Genomic DNA, 18607 nt, shown 5'->3' on the forward strand with positions numbered 1-18607 from the left:
TGGGTCAGAACCGCTCCAGCAATCGCTTGAGATATTCCAGTTCGATCTGTGGCCGGTCCGATTCTCCGGTCCGGCGGCGGATTTCGTCCAGTAGTTCGCGCGCCCGGCGATAGACGTCTTCGCCCTGTAGCAGGTTATCATCCGTCGAAATCGTCCCGGACGCACCCGGGCTACGGCCCAAAGGATCACGGTTATTGGCCTGCATATCGCCTTCCTGCGCGCCTTGACCGGGCTGGTTCTGCTGGTTTTGGGCCAGCGCCTCACCCAGTGAACGCATGCCTTCGCGCAGGGCTTCCATCGCCTCGGACTGGCGGTCAATCGCCTCGGCCAGATCGTCACCGCGCAACGCTTGCTCTGCCTCGTCCATGGCGCGGCCTGCACGACCCAGCGCGTCACGTGCCGCTTCGCCCTCGGGCGTTCCCGCGCCGGGCAGGTTCTGTTGCTGACGGCCCAACTCATCGCGCAGGGCCTGCTGCCGGTCAGCCAGCGATCCATCCCCCTGCTGGCCCTCTCCGGCCTGATCCGAACCCTGACCCTGACCGCCTTGACCTTCGTGGCTGTCACCACGGCCCTGACCACCATTCCGGCCTTCATTGCCCTGGTTCTCACCTGCTTGTGCGCCGGGATTGAACTGTTCCTGCAGATCGCGGAAGGCCTGATCACTCAGCCCCTGTTGTTCGCGCAGCGTTTCGGCCAGACCTTCCATCGCCTGCTGGCCTTCGGACTGCTGTCCCTGACCCTGACCTTGCGTGATGCGCATGTTCTCCATCATCTGCTGGAACTCTTCCAACGCCTGCTGCGCCTCGGCCATACGGCCCTGTTCCATCAGTTCCTGAATACGGTCCATCATGCGTTGCAGGTCGTCCTGCGTCATTTGCATGGTTTCACCGTTCTGGCCTTGCTGACCTTCCTCACCTCTATTTTCCTGCGCCAGCCGCTGAAGCTGCCGCATATAATCCTGCGTGGCCTCGCGCAGCTCTTGCATCAGTTCGGCGATTTCTTCATCGGTCGCGCCGTTCTGCATCGCTTCGGTCAGGCGTTCTTGTGCGCGTCGCATGCGTTCCAACGCATCCGCCAGCGTCCCTTCCTCGATCAACACCGCCAGATCCCAAAGGGACTGGGCGATCTCAGCCTGTTGTTTCGGCTTCAGACCGTAGTCGGTGAAGGTCTCAAGCCGCCGAAGGGTCACACGCAACCGCAGATAGGCCGTATCAGAACGGAACACGTCTTCGGGCAAATGGGACACCGCCCGCAAAAGCTGCGCAACGCGCGGGGCGTTCTCACGTGTCCACAACAGGTCGCGCCGCTGTTCGATAATCGCTGCCGCCAATGGGTCAAAAAAGCGACGGGCAGGCAGCGCCGTCATATACGGCTCGGACTGCGTTTCCTGATCTGCGGCATCGCGTGCGGTCAGAGTGATTTTGACAGGCAGATGCGCCCAAGGGTGTTCCGAGAAATCTTCGATGAAGTCCTCGATAAAGTCGGTGCGATCCCCGGTAATCGGCATCGGCAGTTCTACAGAAATGATGTCGCGTGGCTCTGGCTCGGGCGTCAGACCGTAACGGCGGTCGACAGAGGCGAGATCAAGCTCAATGGTGGCCGAACCGGATTGAACGCCATAGTCATCGCCAGCCGCGAAGGGCAATTTCATCTGCCCGCCAGCTTCGGCCTCGGCAATATCTGCAACAGCAATCTCGGGCGGTGTATCCGCTATGATATCCAGCGTCCAGTCTCGCCCCGAAGGGCCATCAATCCGCAATAACCCGGATCGGTCCGCAACGAATTCCTGTTCCGGCGCAGTTGCACCTTCTGTGCCCAGCGGAGTAGTTGTTTCAGTCAGGCTGTGCGCGCCGACCTCGCCATAAAAGCGGAGCGTCACACGGCTGCCCTGCGGGATCGACAGCGTGGGGTCGGACTGATCGGCCAGATAGAGCGTCGGCAGTCCAGTGTATCTTGGCGGCTCAACCCAGCCTTCCCAACTGGGCCCCTGCCCTGCTATCGCGGCCCCCGGTGTCATCTCGGCCACCGATCCGATGCGCCAGAACGACCCGAACAAGGCGGCGATCACCAAAGCCAGCAATGCCGAATAGCGCAAGGCATAAGGATCACGATCCGCAAGGCGCAAATTCGGTTTCACCGGCTCGGCCTCTGCCGCACGCTGGGCCATCCGTTTTTGGTGCGCGTGCCACAGTGCGACGGACTCTGCATCCATCGCGCCAATAGCCTGACTGTCCATAAGCGCCTGAATTGGTCGACCCGGAAGGGTCTCATCCAGACGCATCAACGCTTCGGCCCGGGACGGCAGGTGGAATCGCCTTGCCCCCAGCGCCAGCGCAGCCAAAAGGCCCAGAACGGAAAGTGATCCGACGATCCAGACTGTTTCAACCGTCACAAGATCTTGCAGGCCCAGCATCAACGCGGCCAGAATTGTCATAAGTATCGAGAAAAACGGCCAGAAATCACGCCAAACCCGCTCGGCCAGCATCCCTGCATGCGTTAGCCACAGGGACAGTCTTGGAATCGGTAAGGTCGGTCTTGTGCGCAAGGCGGGCCTCCGTCAGCGGGCCCGCGCGCCTATCGCGTCAAAGCCACTCTGGTATGGTATCGCGGTTTATGATTTCGTCAAAGCTCGGGCGTTCACGAATTACGGCGAATTGATCGCCATGCACCAGAACTTCGGGGATCAGAGGGCGCGTATTGTATTCGCTGGCCATCACCGCGCCATAGGCCCCGGCGCTGCGGAAGGCGACCAGATCGCCCGGCGCAAGCGGTGGCATGTCGCGCTGCTTGGCGAATGTATCACCGGTCTCGCAAACGGGTCCAACGATATCATAGGGTTGCTGGTCCACACCCGGCGCGGGTTCGTGAACGGCGACGATATCGTGATGTGCCTCGTACATTGCCGGGCGGATCAGGTCGTTCATGGCCCCGTCGAGGATCAGGAAATCGCGGCCTTCGCCCGATTTCACGTAAATCACCTTACTGACCATCAGCCCCGCATTGCCCGCGATCAGGCGGCCCGGCTCGATTTCGATCTCACACCCCAGATGGCCCAGCGTTTTCTGGATCAGCGCGCCGTATTCCACCGGCAACGGCGGCGCGTCATTGGCGCGGGTGTAGGGGATGCCCAGACCGCCGCCCAGATCGAGTCGGCGGATATTGTGGCCCTCGGCGCGCAACTGTTCGGTCAGTTCGGCAACCTTGGTATAGGCCAGCTCGAACGGCTCCAGCTCGGTCAGTTGCGAGCCGATATGGACGTCGATGCCAATCACCTCCAGCCCCGGCAGGGTGGCGGCATGGGCATACACCTCGGAGGCGCGGGCGATCGGGATACCAAACTTGTTTTCCGACTTGCCGGTGGCGATCTTGGCGTGGGTCTTGGCGTCGACATCCGGGTTCACCCGCACGGTGATCGGTGCAACCACGCCCAGTTCCAGCGCGATGGCGTTGATCACCTCCATCTCGGGCTCGGATTCCACGTTGAATTGGCGAATGCCTCCGGTCAGCGCGGTGCGAATCTCATCCGCTGTCTTGCCAACGCCCGAGAATACGATCTTGTCGCCTGGAACGCCTGCGGCCTTGGCCCGCAAATATTCCCCGCCCGAGACCACGTCCATGCCCGCACCCGCCTGCGCCAGCGTCTTCAGGATCGCCTGATTGCTGGCCGCTTTCATCGCATAGCAAACAAGGTGCTCCATCCCATCCAGCGCGTCATCGAACAGCTTGAAATGCCGCAGCAGGGTGGCTGTAGAATAGACATAGAACGGGGTTCCGACCGCGGCTGCGATTTCGGAAATGGGGACATCCTCGGCGTAAAGCGCGCCGTCGCGGTAGAGAAAGTGATCCATGACAGCGCGCTTAGACCAAAAAGGGCGCGCGGATCAATGGATTCTGCGCGCGCCTTTGCGTTGCGTTAGTTGGATGTTGAAACGCCGACCCGCCCATAGCCGGAAATCTTGATCCCTGACCCGCCCGAATTGGTCTCGGGCTCTGGACGAGGGCTGTACGAAGGATCACATGCCGCAAGTACTGCAAGCGACAGGATCAGGCCAAAAGTTCTCATTTGTATCTCTTCGGTGTTGAGGCGCCTTTGCGCGGGCTACCGGGTGCAAATGGGCGCGACGACAGAGAATTGCAATCTCAGGACATCAGCGGCCCAGATAAATCCCCAACCCGCCGCGTTGCAGGCCAATTCCGCCACCCACATGCGTGCCGCTGCTGCCGACGCCGATGCTGGCATTCATCGTCGGCTGAATCGGTTCGCCATCCGCGCCGCACCCGGCCAGTACCGCTCCGAGCGAGACCAAAAGCAAAACTCGCATGAACTGCATTACACCAGCGCCTTCCACCGCTTGATCTGGGCACGCACCTGATCCGGTGCCGTGCCGCCGTAGGACTGGCGCGAGTTTACCGAATTTTCGACGGTAAGGACAGAATAGACATCGTCGGTGATATCGCCATGGACCGATTGCATGTCTTCCAGCGTCAGATCGGGCAGGTCGCAGCCCTTGCTTTCCGCCTTCGCAACCAACGATCCGGTGACATGATGTGCATCGCGGAACGGCAGCCCCAGCACCCGCACCAGCCAATCGGCCAGATCGGTCGCCGTCGAGAAACCTGACCCCGCCGCCGCCGCCAGACTGTCGCGGTTGGCGGTCATGTCCTTGACCATGCCTTCCATCGCGGCCAGAGCCAGCATCCAGTTATCGGCGGCGTCAAAGACCTGTTCCTTGTCTTCCTGCATGTCTTTGGAATAGGCCAGCGGCAGACCCTTCATCACCATCATCAGCGCGGTATTTGCGCCGTAGATACGGCCAACTTTGGCGCGGATCAGCTCGGCCGCGTCGGGGTTTTTCTTCTGCGGCATGATAGACGAGCCGGTCGAGAACCGATCCGACAGCGTCACAAACCGGAACTGGGCCGAGGACCAGATCACCAGTTCTTCGGCAAAGCGCGAGAGGTGCACAGCGCAGATCGAGGCGGTGGACAGAAATTCCAGCGCGAAATCGCGGTCACTGACCGCATCCAGAGAGTTGGCAGCGGGACGGTCAAAGCCCAGCGCCTCAGCGGTCATGTCCCGATCAATCGGGAAGGACGTCCCCGCCAGCGCTGCAGCCCCCAAGGGGGATTCGTTCATCCGGGCGCGCGCATCACGGACGCGGGACAGATCGCGGCCAAACATCTCGACATAGGCCATCATGTGGTGGCCCCAAGTGACCGGCTGCGCCGTTTGCAGATGGGTGAAACCGGGCATGACCCAATCGGCCCCGGCCTCGGCCTGCGCCAACAAAGCGCGGATCAGGGCCAGAAGGCCGGTTTCCGCCGCGTCGAACTGATCACGCACCCACAATTTGAAGTCGGTCGCCACTTGGTCATTGCGCGAACGGCCTGTGTGCAAACGGCCTGCGGGTTCTCCGATCACCTCTTTCAGGCGCGCCTCGACATTCATATGAATATCTTCCAGTGCCGTCGAAAACTGAAACGAACCGGACTGGATTTCTGACAAAACGGTGAGCAGCCCTTCCCGAATAGCCTCAGCGTCATTATCACTTATGACGCCTGTGGCCGCTAACATGGCGGCATGGGCGCGCGAGCCTGCAATGTCTTGGGCTGCCATCCGCTGATCGAACCCGATCGAGGCATTGATTGCCTCCATGATCGCGTCTGGACCGGCGGCAAAGCGGCCGCCCCACATCTGGTTCGAGGATTGATCGGTCATGTAAGAAAACCCGGAGTTGATATGCGCCTATTTCGTCTGATCCCCCTTTATATGGCCCTTGCGCTGGGTGCAAATGCGGCTTTGGCCGCGGATGTTGAAACTCTGAAGCCGCTCCGCGACGGCACGCTGAATCGGCTGATCCTGCACAAAGAACCCAAACCCAAAGCCCCGGTCGAATTCCAGCTTGAAGATGATGGCGGCCCCGCAACGCTGGCGGATTACAAAGGCAAGTATGTTCTGGTGAATTTCTGGGCCACATGGTGCGCGCCTTGCCGGAAGGAAATGCCCCAGATCGCCGAGCTGCAGGAAGAGTTCGGTGGCGACAAGTTCGAGGTGGTCACGCTCGCCACAGGCCGCAACTCCGCCGCAGGGATCAAGAAGTTCTTCGAGGAAAACGGCATCGAAAACCTGCCGCGCCATCAGGATGCGGGGTCGGCCGTCGCGCGTGAGTTCGGCGTGATTGCCTTGCCGATTACCGTGATTCTCGACCCCAACGGCGACGAGATCGCCCGGCTGATCGGAGACGCCGAGTGGAATTCGGACAGCGCCAAAGCCATTATTGGCGCGCTTGTTGGCGCGGAAAGCTAGGCCCAACGCATCACAGTCCATTCTGTGCTACACTAAGACCGGCCCCAACGGGCCGGTTTTCGTTTGTAACCTGCAGAAAGGGAGACGGCGATGAAACCGGTAGTCTTACTGATCGGCCGTTTGCCAAATGTGATTGGTGATGTCGCACGGCAATTGGATCATATGCCCATTCAATGGCTCGGCGCGCATGATCAGGATGAAGTCAGGCGGCAACTGGACGCCGAACCACAGATAGCCTGCGCCATAATCGGGGCAGGGCTGGACGACAGAATACGCGGCGAAATGGTCGGAATTATTGCGTCACGCAGGCCGGACATTTGTATCCACCTCAAAGATCGCGCATCCGGCCCCGATGGGCTGGTTCCGTTCGTCAGACGGGTGGTTCAACATGAAGTCTTGACCGACGTCCCGGCAAGCTGACGCCACGCCACCTTTGACAGATTCCGCCGGGATTTGCACTCTGCGCGTCGGGAGGACGGCTATGCCGCTTGAATTACTGCTGGTTCTGGTGGTTGGAGGAATCGCCGGGATCACACTAATGATGCATCTCGCGGGCAAGTCCCGCGTGCGCGTACTGACGCCGGAAAGCGCGCGGTCGGAATGGCTGCGCCATGTGCCGGACGATGACATCATAGATGTGACGGTGGCCCATGACGGCCACAGCGCGCTGATCCGCACCCGCTCTGGGAACGGGCTGGTGTGGTCCTTTGGCGCGGACACTGTGGCCCGTCATCTTCTCGACTTTGACTGGCTGGACCATCCGGACGGGTTTGAAGTCTATTTTCACGAATTCGGAACGCCCAAAGTCCTTGTCCGCCTTGACGAATTCGAACGCCAGCACTGGCAGCACCTGTTGGAGCCTGCATGACCGATCAAGTTACATTTCCAGACGCCGTGCAATGGGCCATTCCCTTTTTCATTGCCGCCATTCTGGTCGAGTTCATTTGGATCGCCGTGAAAGGAAAAGGCGGCCGATACGAGACCCGGGATTCCGTCACTTCGCTGATCATGGGGGCGGGCAATATCGCCTCGGATCTCATGGTGGGGTTCCTGATCTGGGCCGGGTTCATGTGGCTGTGGCAAATCACTCCGCTCAATCTGGGCACGTCGATCCCTGTGGTTTTCCTGTGCTTTGTGCTGGATGATTTCCGATACTACTGGGTGCACCGTTTCGGACATCGCATCCGTTGGGTCTGGGCCAGCCATGTGAACCACCACAGCTCGCAGCATTACAACCTGACCACCGCGTTGCGACAGACCTGGACCTATTCATTTACCTTCATGATGGTCGTCCGCTCACCTTTGATCCTGCTGGGGTTCCACCCTGCAATGGTATTGTTCTGCGGCGGTGTAAACCTTGTCTACCAGTTCTGGATTCACACCGAAGCCATCAAGAAAATGCCCCGCTGGTTCGAGGCCGTGATGAACACCCCCAGCCATCACCGCGCCCATCATGGCCGCAACGCGCGCTATCTCGACTGCAATTATGCAGGCACGTTCATCGTCTGGGACAAATTGTTCGGAACCTTCGTCCCCGAGCAGGAAGACGACAAAGTCGACTATGGCTTGGTAAACAACATCGGCACCTTCAACCCGCTGCGGGTCGCCTTCCACGAATGGGTCGGTATCTGGCGGGACGCCACCCAACCGGGCCTGACAGTCCGGCAACGGCTGGCCTATTGCTTCGCGCCTCCGGGCTACAGCCATGATGGAAGCCGGGACAGCTCGGAACAGATCAAAGCCAAGCACATTGCCCGCCATCCTGAAGATCGCGGTTCGCCCGGATTTGAACAATTCGAATCAGAATTGCCCAATTCACAGGCAAAGCGCGCCTGACACGGCCATCCGGTTTATGTCTGATCTTGAAATGTGATGCGCGCAATCCATATCAACGGGATGCGCGGCACACACAGCAGGAGGCAGATCATGACCCGATTTATGACCGTATCGACCATTTTGGGTCTGGCAGGTTTGCTGCTTGCAATGATCACCGCTCTGACTGGAACTGCGCCCTCGCTCATTGCACTTGGGTTTTCCATGATGGCTCTTGGCTTTGCCGGAGCCGTGATAGGGGCCGCTGCATCCATTGGGCGGGCTTGGGAAACGGCGCGCTAAGACTGTCGCACTGATCCTTCCCATCCTCTATTAACCGCAAATTCACGAGTTTGCCTTGAAATCGAAACCTGACCGATGGCGGCAGGGATTGGCGGACTCATGCAGGACAAAACACTGGCAGACATGCCCGAGGGGTCGGAAAACCCCTTGAATGCGGCTGTGACCTCGCGCGATGCGACGGCGGTGCAAATGGCGTCCGAGGCCGTAAAGCACAAACAATGCAAACTGGCCTTCCAACCCGTCATGCAGGCCAGCCCCCCGCACGGCGTCGCATTTTATGAGGCGTTCATCAGGGTTCTGGACGAAACAGGCCGGGTCATTCCGGCGCGTGAATTCATGCCGCAACTGGACAACACCCCAATCGGCCGTGAGGTGGACTGCGTCGCGCTTGAGATGGGGTTGCGCACGCTGGCCCGGAACCCTGACATTCGAATGTCGGTGAACATGTCTGCACGCTCGATCGGATATGCGCGATGGTCCCGCGTGATGGAGAGGTTTCTCAAGAAAGACGCGAGCATCGGAGAGCGTTTGATTCTGGAGATTTCGGAAAGCTCGGCCATGACCCTGCCCGACCTTGTGGTCGATTTCATGGACCGCATGCAGCCGCGCGGGGTTGCGTTTGCACTGGATGATTTCGGTGCCAGTAATTTCAGCTTTCGTCACTTCCGCGAGTTCCTGTTCGACGCGGCCAAAATAGATGGCCAGTTTGTCCGGGGCATCAGCAACAACCCCGACAATCAGGCGCTTGTGCGCGCGCTGATCGCCGTCGCGCGCGAGTTTGAAATTCTGGTCACCGCCGAATCGGTTGAAACCCGGGAAGACGCGGAATTCCTGATCGACAGCGGTGTTGACTGCCTTCAGGGTTTTTTGTTCGGCGCGCCTTCGGTCAAGGCACCATGGAAGGCGGAAAAAACCTCTAAAACAGCAAGTTAACCAGGGACAACCCGTCCAATCCCCGCCTGAGACAAGCTGCCCATTGCTGCAACTGCAGCATTGCGCTATTCCAAGTGCAGTTGGAGCGGGGGATCATGAGGCGCTCTTATTGACAGGGGGCACCCCTGCGACCTGCGCCGTCACGTTTCCCACAGGACCTTGACGGTAAAGGATTGTCTAAATGACCAACGTAGTAATCGCATCCGCAGCACGCACAGGCGTCGGCAGCTTTGGCGGATCATTCGCCAACACCCCTGCACATGACCTCGGCACGGCAGTTCTTGAGGCCGTGGTTGAGCGTGCCGGAATCGAAAAAGGCGAAGTCAGCGAAACCATCATGGGTCAGGTACTGACCGCCGCTCAGGGTCAGAACCCCGCGCGTCAGGCGCATATCAATGCCGGTCTGCCCAAGGAAAGCGCCGCCTGGGGCATCAACCAGGTCTGCGGCTCGGGCCTGCGGGCGGTTGCGCTGGGTGCGCAGCACATCCAGCTGGGTGACGCCGATATCGTTGCCGCCGGTGGTCAGGAAAACATGACAATGTCCCCCCACGCCGCCGCCCTGCGCGCAGGTCACAAGATGGGCGACATGAAATATATCGACACGATGATCCGCGACGGTCTGTGGGATGCGTTCAACGGCTATCACATGGGTCAGACTGCGGAAAACGTGGCCGAGCAATGGCAGATCAGCCGCGACATGCAGGACGAATTTGCAGTTGCCAGCCAGAACAAGGCCGAGGCCGCGCAAAAGGCCGGCAAGTTCGCCGATGAGATCACCCCCTTCCCCATCAAGACCCGCAAGGGCGACATCGTGATGGATAGCGACGAATACATCCGCCACGGCGCAACGATGGAGGCGATGGCCAAACTGCGCCCCGCCTTCGCCAAGGATGGCTCGGTCACGGCTGCGAACGCCTCCGGTCTGAACGATGGCGCTGCGGCGACCCTGCTGATGTCGGCCGAAAACGCCGAAAAGCGCGGGATTGAGCCTCTGGCCCGCATCGCGTCATACGCAACCGTTGGTCTGGACCCGTCGATCATGGGCGTGGGCCCGATCTATGCCTCGCGCAAGGCGCTGGAAAAGGCGGGCTGGTCGGTCAACGATCTGGATCTGGTTGAGGCCAACGAAGCCTTCGCCGCACAAGCCTGCGCCGTGAACAAGGATATGGGCTGGGATCCGTCGATCGTAAACGTGAACGGCGGGGCCATTTCCATCGGCCACCCGATCGGCGCGTCGGGCTGCCGGGTTCTGAACACGCTTCTGTTCGAAATGAAACGCCGCGACGCGAAAAAGGGTCTTGCCACTCTCTGCATCGGTGGCGGCATGGGCGTCGCCCTCTGCGTGGAGCGCGACTAAGTGGCGTGAAATCCGAATATCAGAGGGCGTCCAATGGGCGCCCTTTTTTGTGACACTGGGGTCTACCCCACAGATGCGACGATATTACCGTACGGAATTTCGAAATTCAGGGCGAAATAATATTGCGCAAGATCACCTCTCAAAGTAACAGCATTACCAAGACGATATGAATTGGAGGAGTCCTAAATGGCACGTACAGCACTCGTCACCGGCGGTTCCCGCGGCATCGGCGCAGCAATTTCCAAGGCGCTCAAGGCCGAAGGATACAATGTTGCGGCCACCTATGCCGGCAATGATGAAGCCGCCGCAAAGTTCACCGAAGAAACCGGTATCGCCACGTACAAGTGGAATGTTGCCGACTATGACGAGTCCAAGGCCGGAATCGAAAAGGTCGAGGCAGAGGTTGGCCCCATCGACATCGTGGTCGCCAACGCGGGCATCACCAAGGACGCGCCGTTCCACAAGATGACCCCGGAACAGTGGCATCAGGTGATCGACACCAACCTGACCGGCGTGTTTAACACCGTGCATCCTGTCTGGCCCGGCATGCGTGAGCGTAAGTTCGGCCGCGTGATCGTCATCAGTTCGATCAACGGTCAGAAAGGCCAGTTCGCACAGGTGAACTATGCCGCGACCAAGGCGGGCGATCTGGGCATTGTGAAATCGCTGGCGCAGGAAGGTGCCCGCGCAGGCATCACCGCAAACGCGATCTGCCCCGGTTATATCGCGACCGAGATGGTTATGGCTGTGCCAGAAAAGGTGCGTGATTCCATCGTTGCGCAAATCCCGGCTGGTCGCCTGGGTGAGCCCGAGGAAATCGCGCGTTGCGTTGCGTTCCTGGCGTCGGACGAGTCTCAATTCATCAACGGCTCGACCATTTCGGCCAATGGTGGACAGTTTTTCGTCTAAGCCGGACACAGAAAACGAAAACGGGCCGGTCTTTTCAGACCGGCCCTTCTTTTATCCCGTAAGGACGCGCGCGCTGCGTTCAGCGGGAACCAAAAAGCCAGTTCAGGGCCTGTTTAAGCATCTGGCCGCGTTCAGCATGGGCCCGCTGAAAGGCGCGGGCGGCTGCGGGGTTTGTCGTCATCTCGATCATGGCAGTCATCCTTTCAGTTCAGCTTTGTTTGACTTGCACTCAATATGCGCCTTATCAATGATGGCGACAAACGAGCTTTCTGCAGGTTTCAGTTAAGAATTTCTTATGCTATGAGCGACTACCTTCCCCCGCTGACCGCATTGCGTGCCTTTGACGCCGCCGCGCGCCACATGTCGTTTGCGAAGGCGGCTGAAGAACTGCACGTAACACCTGCGGCCCTGTCCTTTCAGATCAAATCGCTTGAGGAACATCTGGGCCGACCGCTGTTTCACCGCCTGAACCGCGCCGTCGAACTGACCGAGGCCGGGCGCGCACTGGCACCCGGCGCAGCCGAAGGGTTTGCTGCATTACAGGCTGCTTGGCAGGCGGCCCGACGGCAGGGAAACGATACCAGCCTGACCGTGACTGCGGGCCCGGCCTTGACCGCCAAGTGGCTTGCCCCCCGCCTTTATGAATTCGCGCGGGCGCATCCCGAGATTGACCTCAAGTTCTCGGCCACCTTGCGCAATATGGATCTGGAACGCGACGATGTAGATGTGGCGATCCGGTTTGGTTATGGCGATGACGAGGGTCTGTATTCCCTGCCCGTGCGCAAAGAGTGGCTGACACCGGTCATGACCCCTGAATTGGCCGAACGGTATTCAACCCCCAACAGCCTAAGGGACGCGCCGCTGATCTTCGACGACTCGATTGCGTTTCTCCAACCGCCCAGCGACTGGCCTGCATGGTTTCGGGCGGTCGGCGTGAATTTCGCGCCCACCCACGGCGCGCATTTTTCGAATGCGGACCATGCGATCGACGCAGCAGTTGCCGGGGTTGGCGTTGTGCTTGGACGCCGCGCGATGATACTCAAGGACCTGACCGAGGGGCGCTTGGTCGCGCCGTTCAAAACCGCCATCGAAACACGGGGGCGGTTTCGGTTCCTATGCCTGCCGGGTGCCGAGAACCGACCCCAGATCGCTGCCTTCCGCGATTGGTTCATGGACGAGATTGAAAAAACCGCGCATATCTCGGATGAATTCGAAATCATCCCGGCGGAAGAGGTCCCCGCCCCATGACAAGAACCCGAGCAACGGGGATCGGATTTATCGCGGTCCTGCTATGGTCTTTGCTGGCCTTGTTCACAGTAGGATCCGCACCCACCCCGCCACTTCTCTTGAACGCCATTTGCTTTTCAATCGGTGGCACGCTTGGGCTGATCTGGACCTGGGCAAATGGTGGCTTGGCGCAGCTTCGAACAGTGCGCTGGACAACCTACCTGTTCGGTACGGTCGGGCTGTTTGGCTACCACGCGTTGTATTTCACGGCGTTGCGCATGGCTCCAGCGGCCGAGGCTGGCTTGATCGCCTATCTCTGGCCTTTGCTGATTGTCCTCTTTTCCGGGCTGCTGCCGGGCGAGAACCTGCGTCTGGGGCATCTGTTCGGCGCCTGTCTGGGGTTCGCCGGGGCTGCTGTGATCATAGCTGGAGGCGGAAGTACCGGATTCCAATCGGATCACTTGCCGGGATATGGGCTGGCCCTGCTGTGTGCGCTGACATGGTCCGGCTATTCGGTGCTGTCCCGGCGCTTGGGCGACACGCCGACAAGTTCGGTTGCCGTGTTCTGCGTCGCCACGGCCATAGCATCCGCTGCGTTGCACATAGCCGTTGAAGACACAGTGTGGCCGGACACCGCAACAAGCTGGGTATCCGTTCTGGCCTTGGGTCTGGGGCCGGTGGGACTGGCGTTTTATGTCTGGGATATCGGGGTCAAACAAGGCGACATCCAAATTTTGGGCACGGCATCCTACGCGGCACCCTTGTTGTCTACGCTTGTTTTGGTTGTGGCCGGGATCGCGGCCCCCTCGTGGGGACTGGCGATCGCGGCCGTTTTAATTACGGGCGGCGCGACAATCGCGGCCCGCGCCAGTATGAGCGGTTAACTGGACAGGCGCTCGATCTCTTCTTTCAGTTTCAGCTTCTGTTTCTTGAGTTGAGCGATATGGAGATCATCGATGCCTGGCGAGCGTTGGGCTTGTTCTACTTCGAGACCGAGAGTTTCGTGCTTTTTCTTCAGTTCCGTCAGATGTGCGCTCACGCTCATGGCGATACTCCTTTGTTGGTGTCTCAGGTTTACGTAAGAAGTTGACCACATCGTTTCCAGCCTGTCACGCTGCAGACGCACAGAATCTGTAATAAATCCGACAAATTCGGCTGGTTAATGCCTATCACTCCGGGAAACACGCCAGCGCAGCCCCGTCGCGCAGCACGGCGGATACGTGCGGGGTATAGCTTTCCCCGTCTTTTTCGTGGCGCTCTCCTGCGTGCAAAATCAGGGGTGCGTGCAGTTGAAACGCCGCGCGCCCCTCTTTTCTGGCCCGCAGAATCATCAGCTCGGCCTTGCGCCCGGATCGGGCTGCCAGCGGCACTACTTCGATTGATCCCAGCCGCCCTGAACAAGAGATCAGCATGTCCGGCAACCGATCCGCTTTTTGGATCATGTGCAGGTAACCCTTCGGTGCAAGGCGTTTGGCCGCAACGTCAAACCAGTGGTCCAGCGGCGTATCCTCACCAAGTGCGACGCTTCGTCCCTGATCCATAGACGGGCTATGCGCCCCTGACCGGTAATAGGGCGGATTGGCGATCACGTAATCAAACTGACGCTGTTTCAAGCCCGGCGGCAACGCGGTCAAGTCCGCCTGAATGACCTCCAGCCCCGCAGCGTTTTCAGCAGCGTTCCGACGTGCCAGATCAGCATATGGTGCTTGCAGTTCAACCCCAACGGCCTGCAATCCTGGCACGCGCGTCATCAGTGACAGCACGGCTGCCCCAGCCCCACAGCCCAATTCCAGCACGCTTTGGCCCCGTTTTGCCGGGACAGAGGCGGCCAGCAGGATCGGGTCCACCCCGGCGCGATAGCCACTGCGGGGTTGCCACAGGCGCATACGACCACCCAAAAAGTCATTCAGGGTCAGGTCATCATCGTCAAACCGGGTCATCGGCCCAGCGGGATTTCGTTGTCACGCATCACGCGCTCGGCCAGGGTCAGGTCATCGGCCCGGACCATCAGGCGACGGGGGAAAATTCCTATGCCGCCTTCGAGGATGCTCATATTTACGTCCATCTGAAAGCAGTCTATATCCTCGCCTTCAAGAAGGGCGGATGCAAACGCCAGGATCGTTGGATCGGTGCTGCGCAAAAGTTCTTTCATGGGGATGGATGTAAGGGCAAGGTACGGCAGAAGTCGAGCCTTGTATCAGGAGTGTGATGACGATCGGCACGGTCTCAAAACCGCATGAGCGGCTGGCGGAAATTCTCGCGGGTGAAATGGACTCAGTGAATGAGCTGATCCGAACCCGCATGGCGTCCGAGCACGCCCCGCGCATCCCGGAAGTAACGGCGCATCTCGTCGAGGCGGGCGGCAAGCGCTTGCGCCCGATGCTGACCTTGGCCGCAGCGCAACTGTTTGGCTATCAGGGCAGCCACCATGTGCGTCTGGCCGCGACTGTCGAATTCATCCATACCGCCACCTTGCTGCACGACGATGTCGTAGACGAAAGCGGCCAGCGACGCGGGCGTCCCACGGCAAACCTTTTGTGGGACAACAAATCCAGCGTTTTGGTGGGCGATTACCTGTTCTCTCGCAGCTTCCAGTTGATGGTCGAGACAGGATCGCTGCGCGTGCTTGATATCCTGGCAAACGCATCGGCCACGATAGCCGAAGGTGAAGTCCTGCAAATGACAGCGGCCACCGATCTGGGCACCAACGAAGCGATCTATCTGCAGGTTGTGCGGGGCAAGACGGCGGCATTGTTTTCGGCCGCGACCGAAGTCGGCGGCGTCATCGCCGGCGCGACCGAAGAGCAGGTTCAAGCCCTTTATGACTACGGCGACGCGCTGGGTATCGCCTTTCAGATCGCGGATGACCTGTTGGATTATCAGGGCGACAGCGCTGCGACGGGCAAGAATGTCGGTGACGATTTCCGCGAACGGAAGCTGACCCTGCCGGTTATCAAGGCCGTCACGCAAGCAACCCCGGAAGAACACGCGTTCTGGGAGCGCACGATTGGCCGTGGCCGTCAGGAAGAAGGCGATCTGGACCACGCACTGGGTTTGATGGCGAAATACGGCACGCTGGACGCCACGCGGTCGGACGCGCTGGGATGGGCGAACAAGGCCAAAGCGTCGCTCGACATGCTTCCCGACCATGAAGTTCGCACGTTGCTGCGCGATCTGGCAGATTACGTGGTGTCTCGCCTCAATTGAGCTGAACCGCGCGACACCACCAGTCGGGATGGGCTGCGCCAATTTCGTAGGCTGCGAAATGGGCGGCCTTCATGCTGGGGTAGAGCGCAAAACACGTCGATCCCGACCCTGACATCCGAACAAGCAGAGCGTCCTTGGTGGCGCCAAGTTCGTCCAGCACCCGACCAACGTCGGGCGCAAGACCCTTGGTCGGACCCTCAAGATCGTTTCGTTGACCCCGCAACCATGCGGCGCAGTCGTCAGGAGCAGTAAAAGTCGGAATATCGTCCGGCATGGGGCCATTTTCGCGACTGTCCAGCGCCGAGAATACAGCCCCCGTCGGAACCTCAACGCCCGGATTGACCAGAAGGGCTGGCAAGGGCGGCAAAACAACCGGTGTCAGCCCGTCGCCAATACTCCGCATTCGGCTTGCCTGCGCAGCCATGCAGACGGGGATGTCCGCCCCAAGTGACAAGGCAATCTCATCGGGAATGGTGCCCCCCTGATCTGCAACCATGCGCAAAGTTGCCGCCGCATCCGATGATCCGCCACCGATCCCGCCACCGTGCGGCAGCGCTTTGTTCAGGTCGATATGCCCTGCCCAACCTGCAGCCTCGGCTGCTTTCCAGACCAGATTACGATCATCCGCAGGAACCCCTGCCGCGTGCTCACCCGAAACCGTGATCGACAGGTGATCACCCGGAGTGAAGCGCAGCGTGTCGCCCACATCCGCAAAAACCACCAGTGAATCCAGCAGGTGGTACCCATCGGCTCGTCGGCCGGTCACATGCAGGGTCAGGTTGATCTTGGCGGGCGCGAAACCCTCAGCCTTCATTTGCGACCTTCAAAGGGTCAGCCCCCTCTTCGGCCAGAACTGCATCCAGCCCGACCTCAATCTTGCGACGAATTCTTTCCGGGTCGGCTTCGCCATCGGTGTCATCGGGGTCGATGAAGGACAGGGCGCGTTTCCATTGGAACTCGGCCTCGCGCGCGCGCCCGACCGCCCAGTAGACATCCCCCAGATGGTCGTTCACCACGGGATCCACCGGCATCAACTCAACGGCGCGCTCCATATGCTCAACCGCTTCGTCGTAGCGCCCCAGACGGAACAGAACCCAACCTAGGCTATCCACGATGTAGCCGCTGTCAGGCCGCGCAGCGACAGCGCGCTCGATCATGTTCAAGGCTTCGTCCAGCTTTTCGCGCCGTTCAACCAGCGAATACCCCAGATAGTTCAGTACCTGCGGCTGATCCGGGTTCAATTCCAGCGCTTGGCGGAAATCGGCCTCGGCCTGATCCCAGTTCTTGAGCCGTTCGTGCGAGATGCCTCGGGCGTAGTAGAGAAACCAGTTTCCCCCGACACCGCCTCCAATCAGTTCGATGGCCTTGTCATAGGTTTCCACGGCAGAGGCGTAGTTTTCCTGCCGTCGCTGAAGATCGGCCAGTGCGACATGCACGCTGGGCAGGTTCGGGCTTTGCGCGGCAAGGGTCTGCAAGACTTCGGCGGCCGCATCGGTTTTGCCCGCGCGTCCAAGAACCTCGGCACGGCCCAACTCGGCGGCATGGTAGTCACTGCTTTCGGCTGGCACCTTGCGGTAAGCTTCAACCGCCAGATCATATTGCTCGAGCTCATCCAGCAGTTCTGCGCTTAACAAAATTGCATCCACGTGGTCAGGCCGCAGGAATGTTGCAATTTGCGCGTAAAGCAGAACGTAATTCTCGGCCGCTTCGGTGCTCAGCGCAGCCCCCACGGAAAAGAACACTTCTGCCATGCCATCCTGCGCCGTTCGCACATGCGTGAACGGAAGGGTTTCATCCGCTGTCAGACGCGCTTCGTAGTTTTCGATGGATGGATCGCTGCCCGCGGCGAAAACGTCATCCAGAAAAGCCAGCGCATCCTGATTGCGATCAAGCTGTGAAAGCACCTCAACCCGCGCCAGTGCCGCGCGGCGGGTGAATTTGGCAACTGCCCCATCATCGGCTGCAAAAATCGCCTCAGCGCCTTCGAAATCCCCGACCGAGGCCAATGCCAGCGCCTTGTGGTAAAGCGCAAATTCCCGCAGCCCTTCCTGCGTTGCCACCTGATCGAACTGTTCCATCGCCTTTGTCATGGACCCCTGACCGATGTGGGCCCATCCAAGCATCAGACCATCGACCAACGGTCCGACACCCTGCGTTTCAGGATCAAGCGCCAGCAGTTCATCCAGCTTGTCATCGGCAACAAGGTTGGCGGCGATAACCATCCGAGCCGCCTGACTGGGAAGCTCCATTTCCACAACTGTGCGGGCCACGGGCAGGGCGCGTCGCAATTCACCCAGCGAAAGCCTGGCAACGACGACACTTTCCAGCAGCTTGTGATTTTCGGGATCAGCACGCAGAGCCTGCGCATAGTATCGCTCGGCTGCGGTATAATCGTTTTGGAAAATCGCCTGACGCCCGGCCAGGTACGACCCGGACCCGGTATCCGAAAAAGCCGGAAACGTGACTGACGAAGAAAGCAGCGCAACCAGCGCTGCGCGACGGAGGAGGGAAGCCACCAAAATCCTGCCTTGCTATTGTTTACTGCCTAACAA

At 59.7% G+C, this 18607-nt stretch carries 21 protein-coding genes; 11 read left to right on the forward strand and 10 right to left on the reverse strand.

Translation table 11 applies throughout. The features are described from left to right. Positions 1 to 4 precede the first annotated feature (4 nt). The 5 genes from ACR0MS_RS11950 to argH all read right to left on the reverse strand — a co-directional run bounded on the left by ACR0MS_RS11950 (position 5) and on the right by argH (position 5719). Entirely contained in the window at positions 5 to 2545 is a 2541-nt protein-coding gene (locus ACR0MS_RS11950) for a TIGR02302 family protein (protein ID WP_480572975.1), read from the reverse strand. A 37-nt stretch (positions 2546 to 2582) separates the two neighbouring features. Further along, complete coding sequence (gene lysA / locus ACR0MS_RS11955; protein WP_480572972.1) at positions 2583 to 3848, reverse strand: diaminopimelate decarboxylase; 1266 nt, start codon at positions 3846 to 3848, stop codon at positions 2583 to 2585. A gap of 65 nt (positions 3849 to 3913) precedes the next feature. After that, complete coding sequence (locus tag ACR0MS_RS11960) at positions 3914 to 4063, reverse strand: hypothetical protein (RefSeq protein WP_480572969.1); 150 nt, start codon at positions 4061 to 4063, stop codon at positions 3914 to 3916. A gap of 85 nt (positions 4064 to 4148) precedes the next feature. Continuing rightward, positions 4149 to 4331 carry an argininosuccinate lyase gene (locus ACR0MS_RS11965; RefSeq protein ID WP_480572966.1) on the reverse strand — a complete coding sequence of 61 codons (183 nt, stop codon included), beginning with the start codon at positions 4329 to 4331 and terminating at the stop codon, positions 4149 to 4151. Next, positions 4331 to 5719, reverse strand: coding sequence for an argininosuccinate lyase (gene argH, locus ACR0MS_RS11970; protein ID WP_480572963.1), 1389 nt, complete (start codon positions 5717 to 5719; stop codon positions 4331 to 4333). Before argH ends, ACR0MS_RS11965 begins: the two co-directional genes overlap by 1 nt. Before the next feature lie 21 nt (positions 5720 to 5740). Here argH and ACR0MS_RS11975 point away from each other — a divergent pair, with 21 nt between their 5' ends. From ACR0MS_RS11975 to yddG, 10 genes are all read left to right on the forward strand, one after another. Beyond that, positions 5741 to 6307, forward strand: coding sequence for a TlpA disulfide reductase family protein (locus tag ACR0MS_RS11975; protein ID WP_480572960.1), 567 nt, complete (start codon positions 5741 to 5743; stop codon positions 6305 to 6307). A 90-nt stretch (positions 6308 to 6397) separates the two neighbouring features. Beyond that, positions 6398 to 6727: a hypothetical protein gene (locus ACR0MS_RS11980; RefSeq protein ID WP_480572957.1), complete on the forward strand. Its 330-nt coding sequence runs from the start codon at positions 6398 to 6400 to the stop codon at positions 6725 to 6727. Between the two features lie 61 nt (positions 6728 to 6788). Continuing rightward, positions 6789 to 7175: a hypothetical protein gene (locus ACR0MS_RS11985; RefSeq protein ID WP_480572954.1), complete on the forward strand. Its 387-nt coding sequence runs from the start codon at positions 6789 to 6791 to the stop codon at positions 7173 to 7175. Beyond that, complete coding sequence (locus ACR0MS_RS11990; RefSeq protein ID WP_480572951.1) at positions 7172 to 8143, forward strand: sterol desaturase family protein; 972 nt, start codon at positions 7172 to 7174, stop codon at positions 8141 to 8143. The genes ACR0MS_RS11985 and ACR0MS_RS11990 overlap by 4 nt, the downstream gene beginning before the upstream one ends. A 90-nt stretch (positions 8144 to 8233) precedes the next feature. Then, a complete protein-coding gene (locus ACR0MS_RS11995; protein ID WP_480572948.1) occupies positions 8234 to 8422 on the forward strand; it encodes a hypothetical protein in 189 nt (62 codons plus the stop codon). A gap of 99 nt (positions 8423 to 8521) precedes the next feature. Further along, positions 8522 to 9355 (forward strand): EAL domain-containing protein, encoded by an 834-nt coding sequence (locus ACR0MS_RS12000; protein WP_480572945.1) that lies wholly within the window; start codon positions 8522 to 8524, stop codon positions 9353 to 9355. Positions 9356 to 9536: 181 nt separating this feature from the next. Continuing rightward, on the forward strand, positions 9537 to 10712 hold the full coding sequence (locus ACR0MS_RS12005) for an acetyl-CoA C-acetyltransferase (protein WP_480572942.1): 1176 nt from the start codon (positions 9537 to 9539) through the stop codon (positions 10710 to 10712). A gap of 186 nt (positions 10713 to 10898) precedes the next feature. Further along, entirely contained in the window at positions 10899 to 11621 is a 723-nt protein-coding gene (phbB, locus tag ACR0MS_RS12010) for an acetoacetyl-CoA reductase (RefSeq protein ID WP_480572939.1), read from the forward strand. A 300-nt stretch (positions 11622 to 11921) separates the two neighbouring features. Continuing rightward, positions 11922 to 12869: a transcriptional regulator GcvA gene (locus ACR0MS_RS12015; protein ID WP_480572936.1), complete on the forward strand. Its 948-nt coding sequence runs from the start codon at positions 11922 to 11924 to the stop codon at positions 12867 to 12869. After that, the gene (yddG, locus tag ACR0MS_RS12020) at positions 12866 to 13732 is read left to right on the forward strand and encodes an aromatic amino acid exporter YddG (RefSeq protein WP_480572933.1); all 867 of its coding nucleotides are present in this window, start codon (positions 12866 to 12868) and stop codon (positions 13730 to 13732) included. The genes ACR0MS_RS12015 and yddG overlap by 4 nt, the downstream gene beginning before the upstream one ends. Here the strand turns inward: yddG and ACR0MS_RS12025 are convergent. The 3 genes from ACR0MS_RS12025 to ACR0MS_RS12035 all read right to left on the reverse strand — a co-directional run bounded on the left by ACR0MS_RS12025 (position 13729) and on the right by ACR0MS_RS12035 (position 15000). Then, complete coding sequence (locus ACR0MS_RS12025) at positions 13729 to 13893, reverse strand: YdcH family protein (RefSeq protein WP_170563647.1); 165 nt, start codon at positions 13891 to 13893, stop codon at positions 13729 to 13731. The genes yddG and ACR0MS_RS12025 overlap by 4 nt on opposite strands. Positions 13894 to 14017: 124 nt before the next feature. Continuing rightward, positions 14018 to 14788: a tRNA1(Val) (adenine(37)-N6)-methyltransferase gene (locus ACR0MS_RS12030; RefSeq protein WP_480572930.1), complete on the reverse strand. Its 771-nt coding sequence runs from the start codon at positions 14786 to 14788 to the stop codon at positions 14018 to 14020. Beyond that, the gene (locus tag ACR0MS_RS12035; protein WP_480572927.1) at positions 14785 to 15000 is read right to left on the reverse strand and encodes a putative signal transducing protein; all 216 of its coding nucleotides are present in this window, start codon (positions 14998 to 15000) and stop codon (positions 14785 to 14787) included. Before ACR0MS_RS12035 ends, ACR0MS_RS12030 begins: the two co-directional genes overlap by 4 nt. Positions 15001 to 15056: 56 nt before the next feature. On the opposite strand from ACR0MS_RS12035, the gene ACR0MS_RS12040 reads away from it, so the two are divergent. Beyond that, entirely contained in the window at positions 15057 to 16055 is a 999-nt protein-coding gene (locus ACR0MS_RS12040) for a polyprenyl synthetase family protein (RefSeq protein WP_480572924.1), read from the forward strand. Here the strand turns inward: ACR0MS_RS12040 and ACR0MS_RS12045 are convergent. Both ACR0MS_RS12045 and ACR0MS_RS12050 read right to left on the reverse strand, forming a co-directional pair. Beyond that, positions 16048 to 16869, reverse strand: coding sequence for a 4-(cytidine 5'-diphospho)-2-C-methyl-D-erythritol kinase (locus ACR0MS_RS12045; protein WP_480572921.1), 822 nt, complete (start codon positions 16867 to 16869; stop codon positions 16048 to 16050). The two genes, ACR0MS_RS12040 and ACR0MS_RS12045, sit on opposite strands and share 8 nt — an antisense overlap. After that, positions 16859 to 18574: a tetratricopeptide repeat protein gene (locus ACR0MS_RS12050; RefSeq protein WP_480572918.1), complete on the reverse strand. Its 1716-nt coding sequence runs from the start codon at positions 18572 to 18574 to the stop codon at positions 16859 to 16861. Before ACR0MS_RS12050 ends, ACR0MS_RS12045 begins: the two co-directional genes overlap by 11 nt. Positions 18575 to 18607: the final 33 nt, after the last annotated feature.

The sequence above is a fragment of the Ruegeria sp. CJ2 genome, from assembly GCF_056536745.1.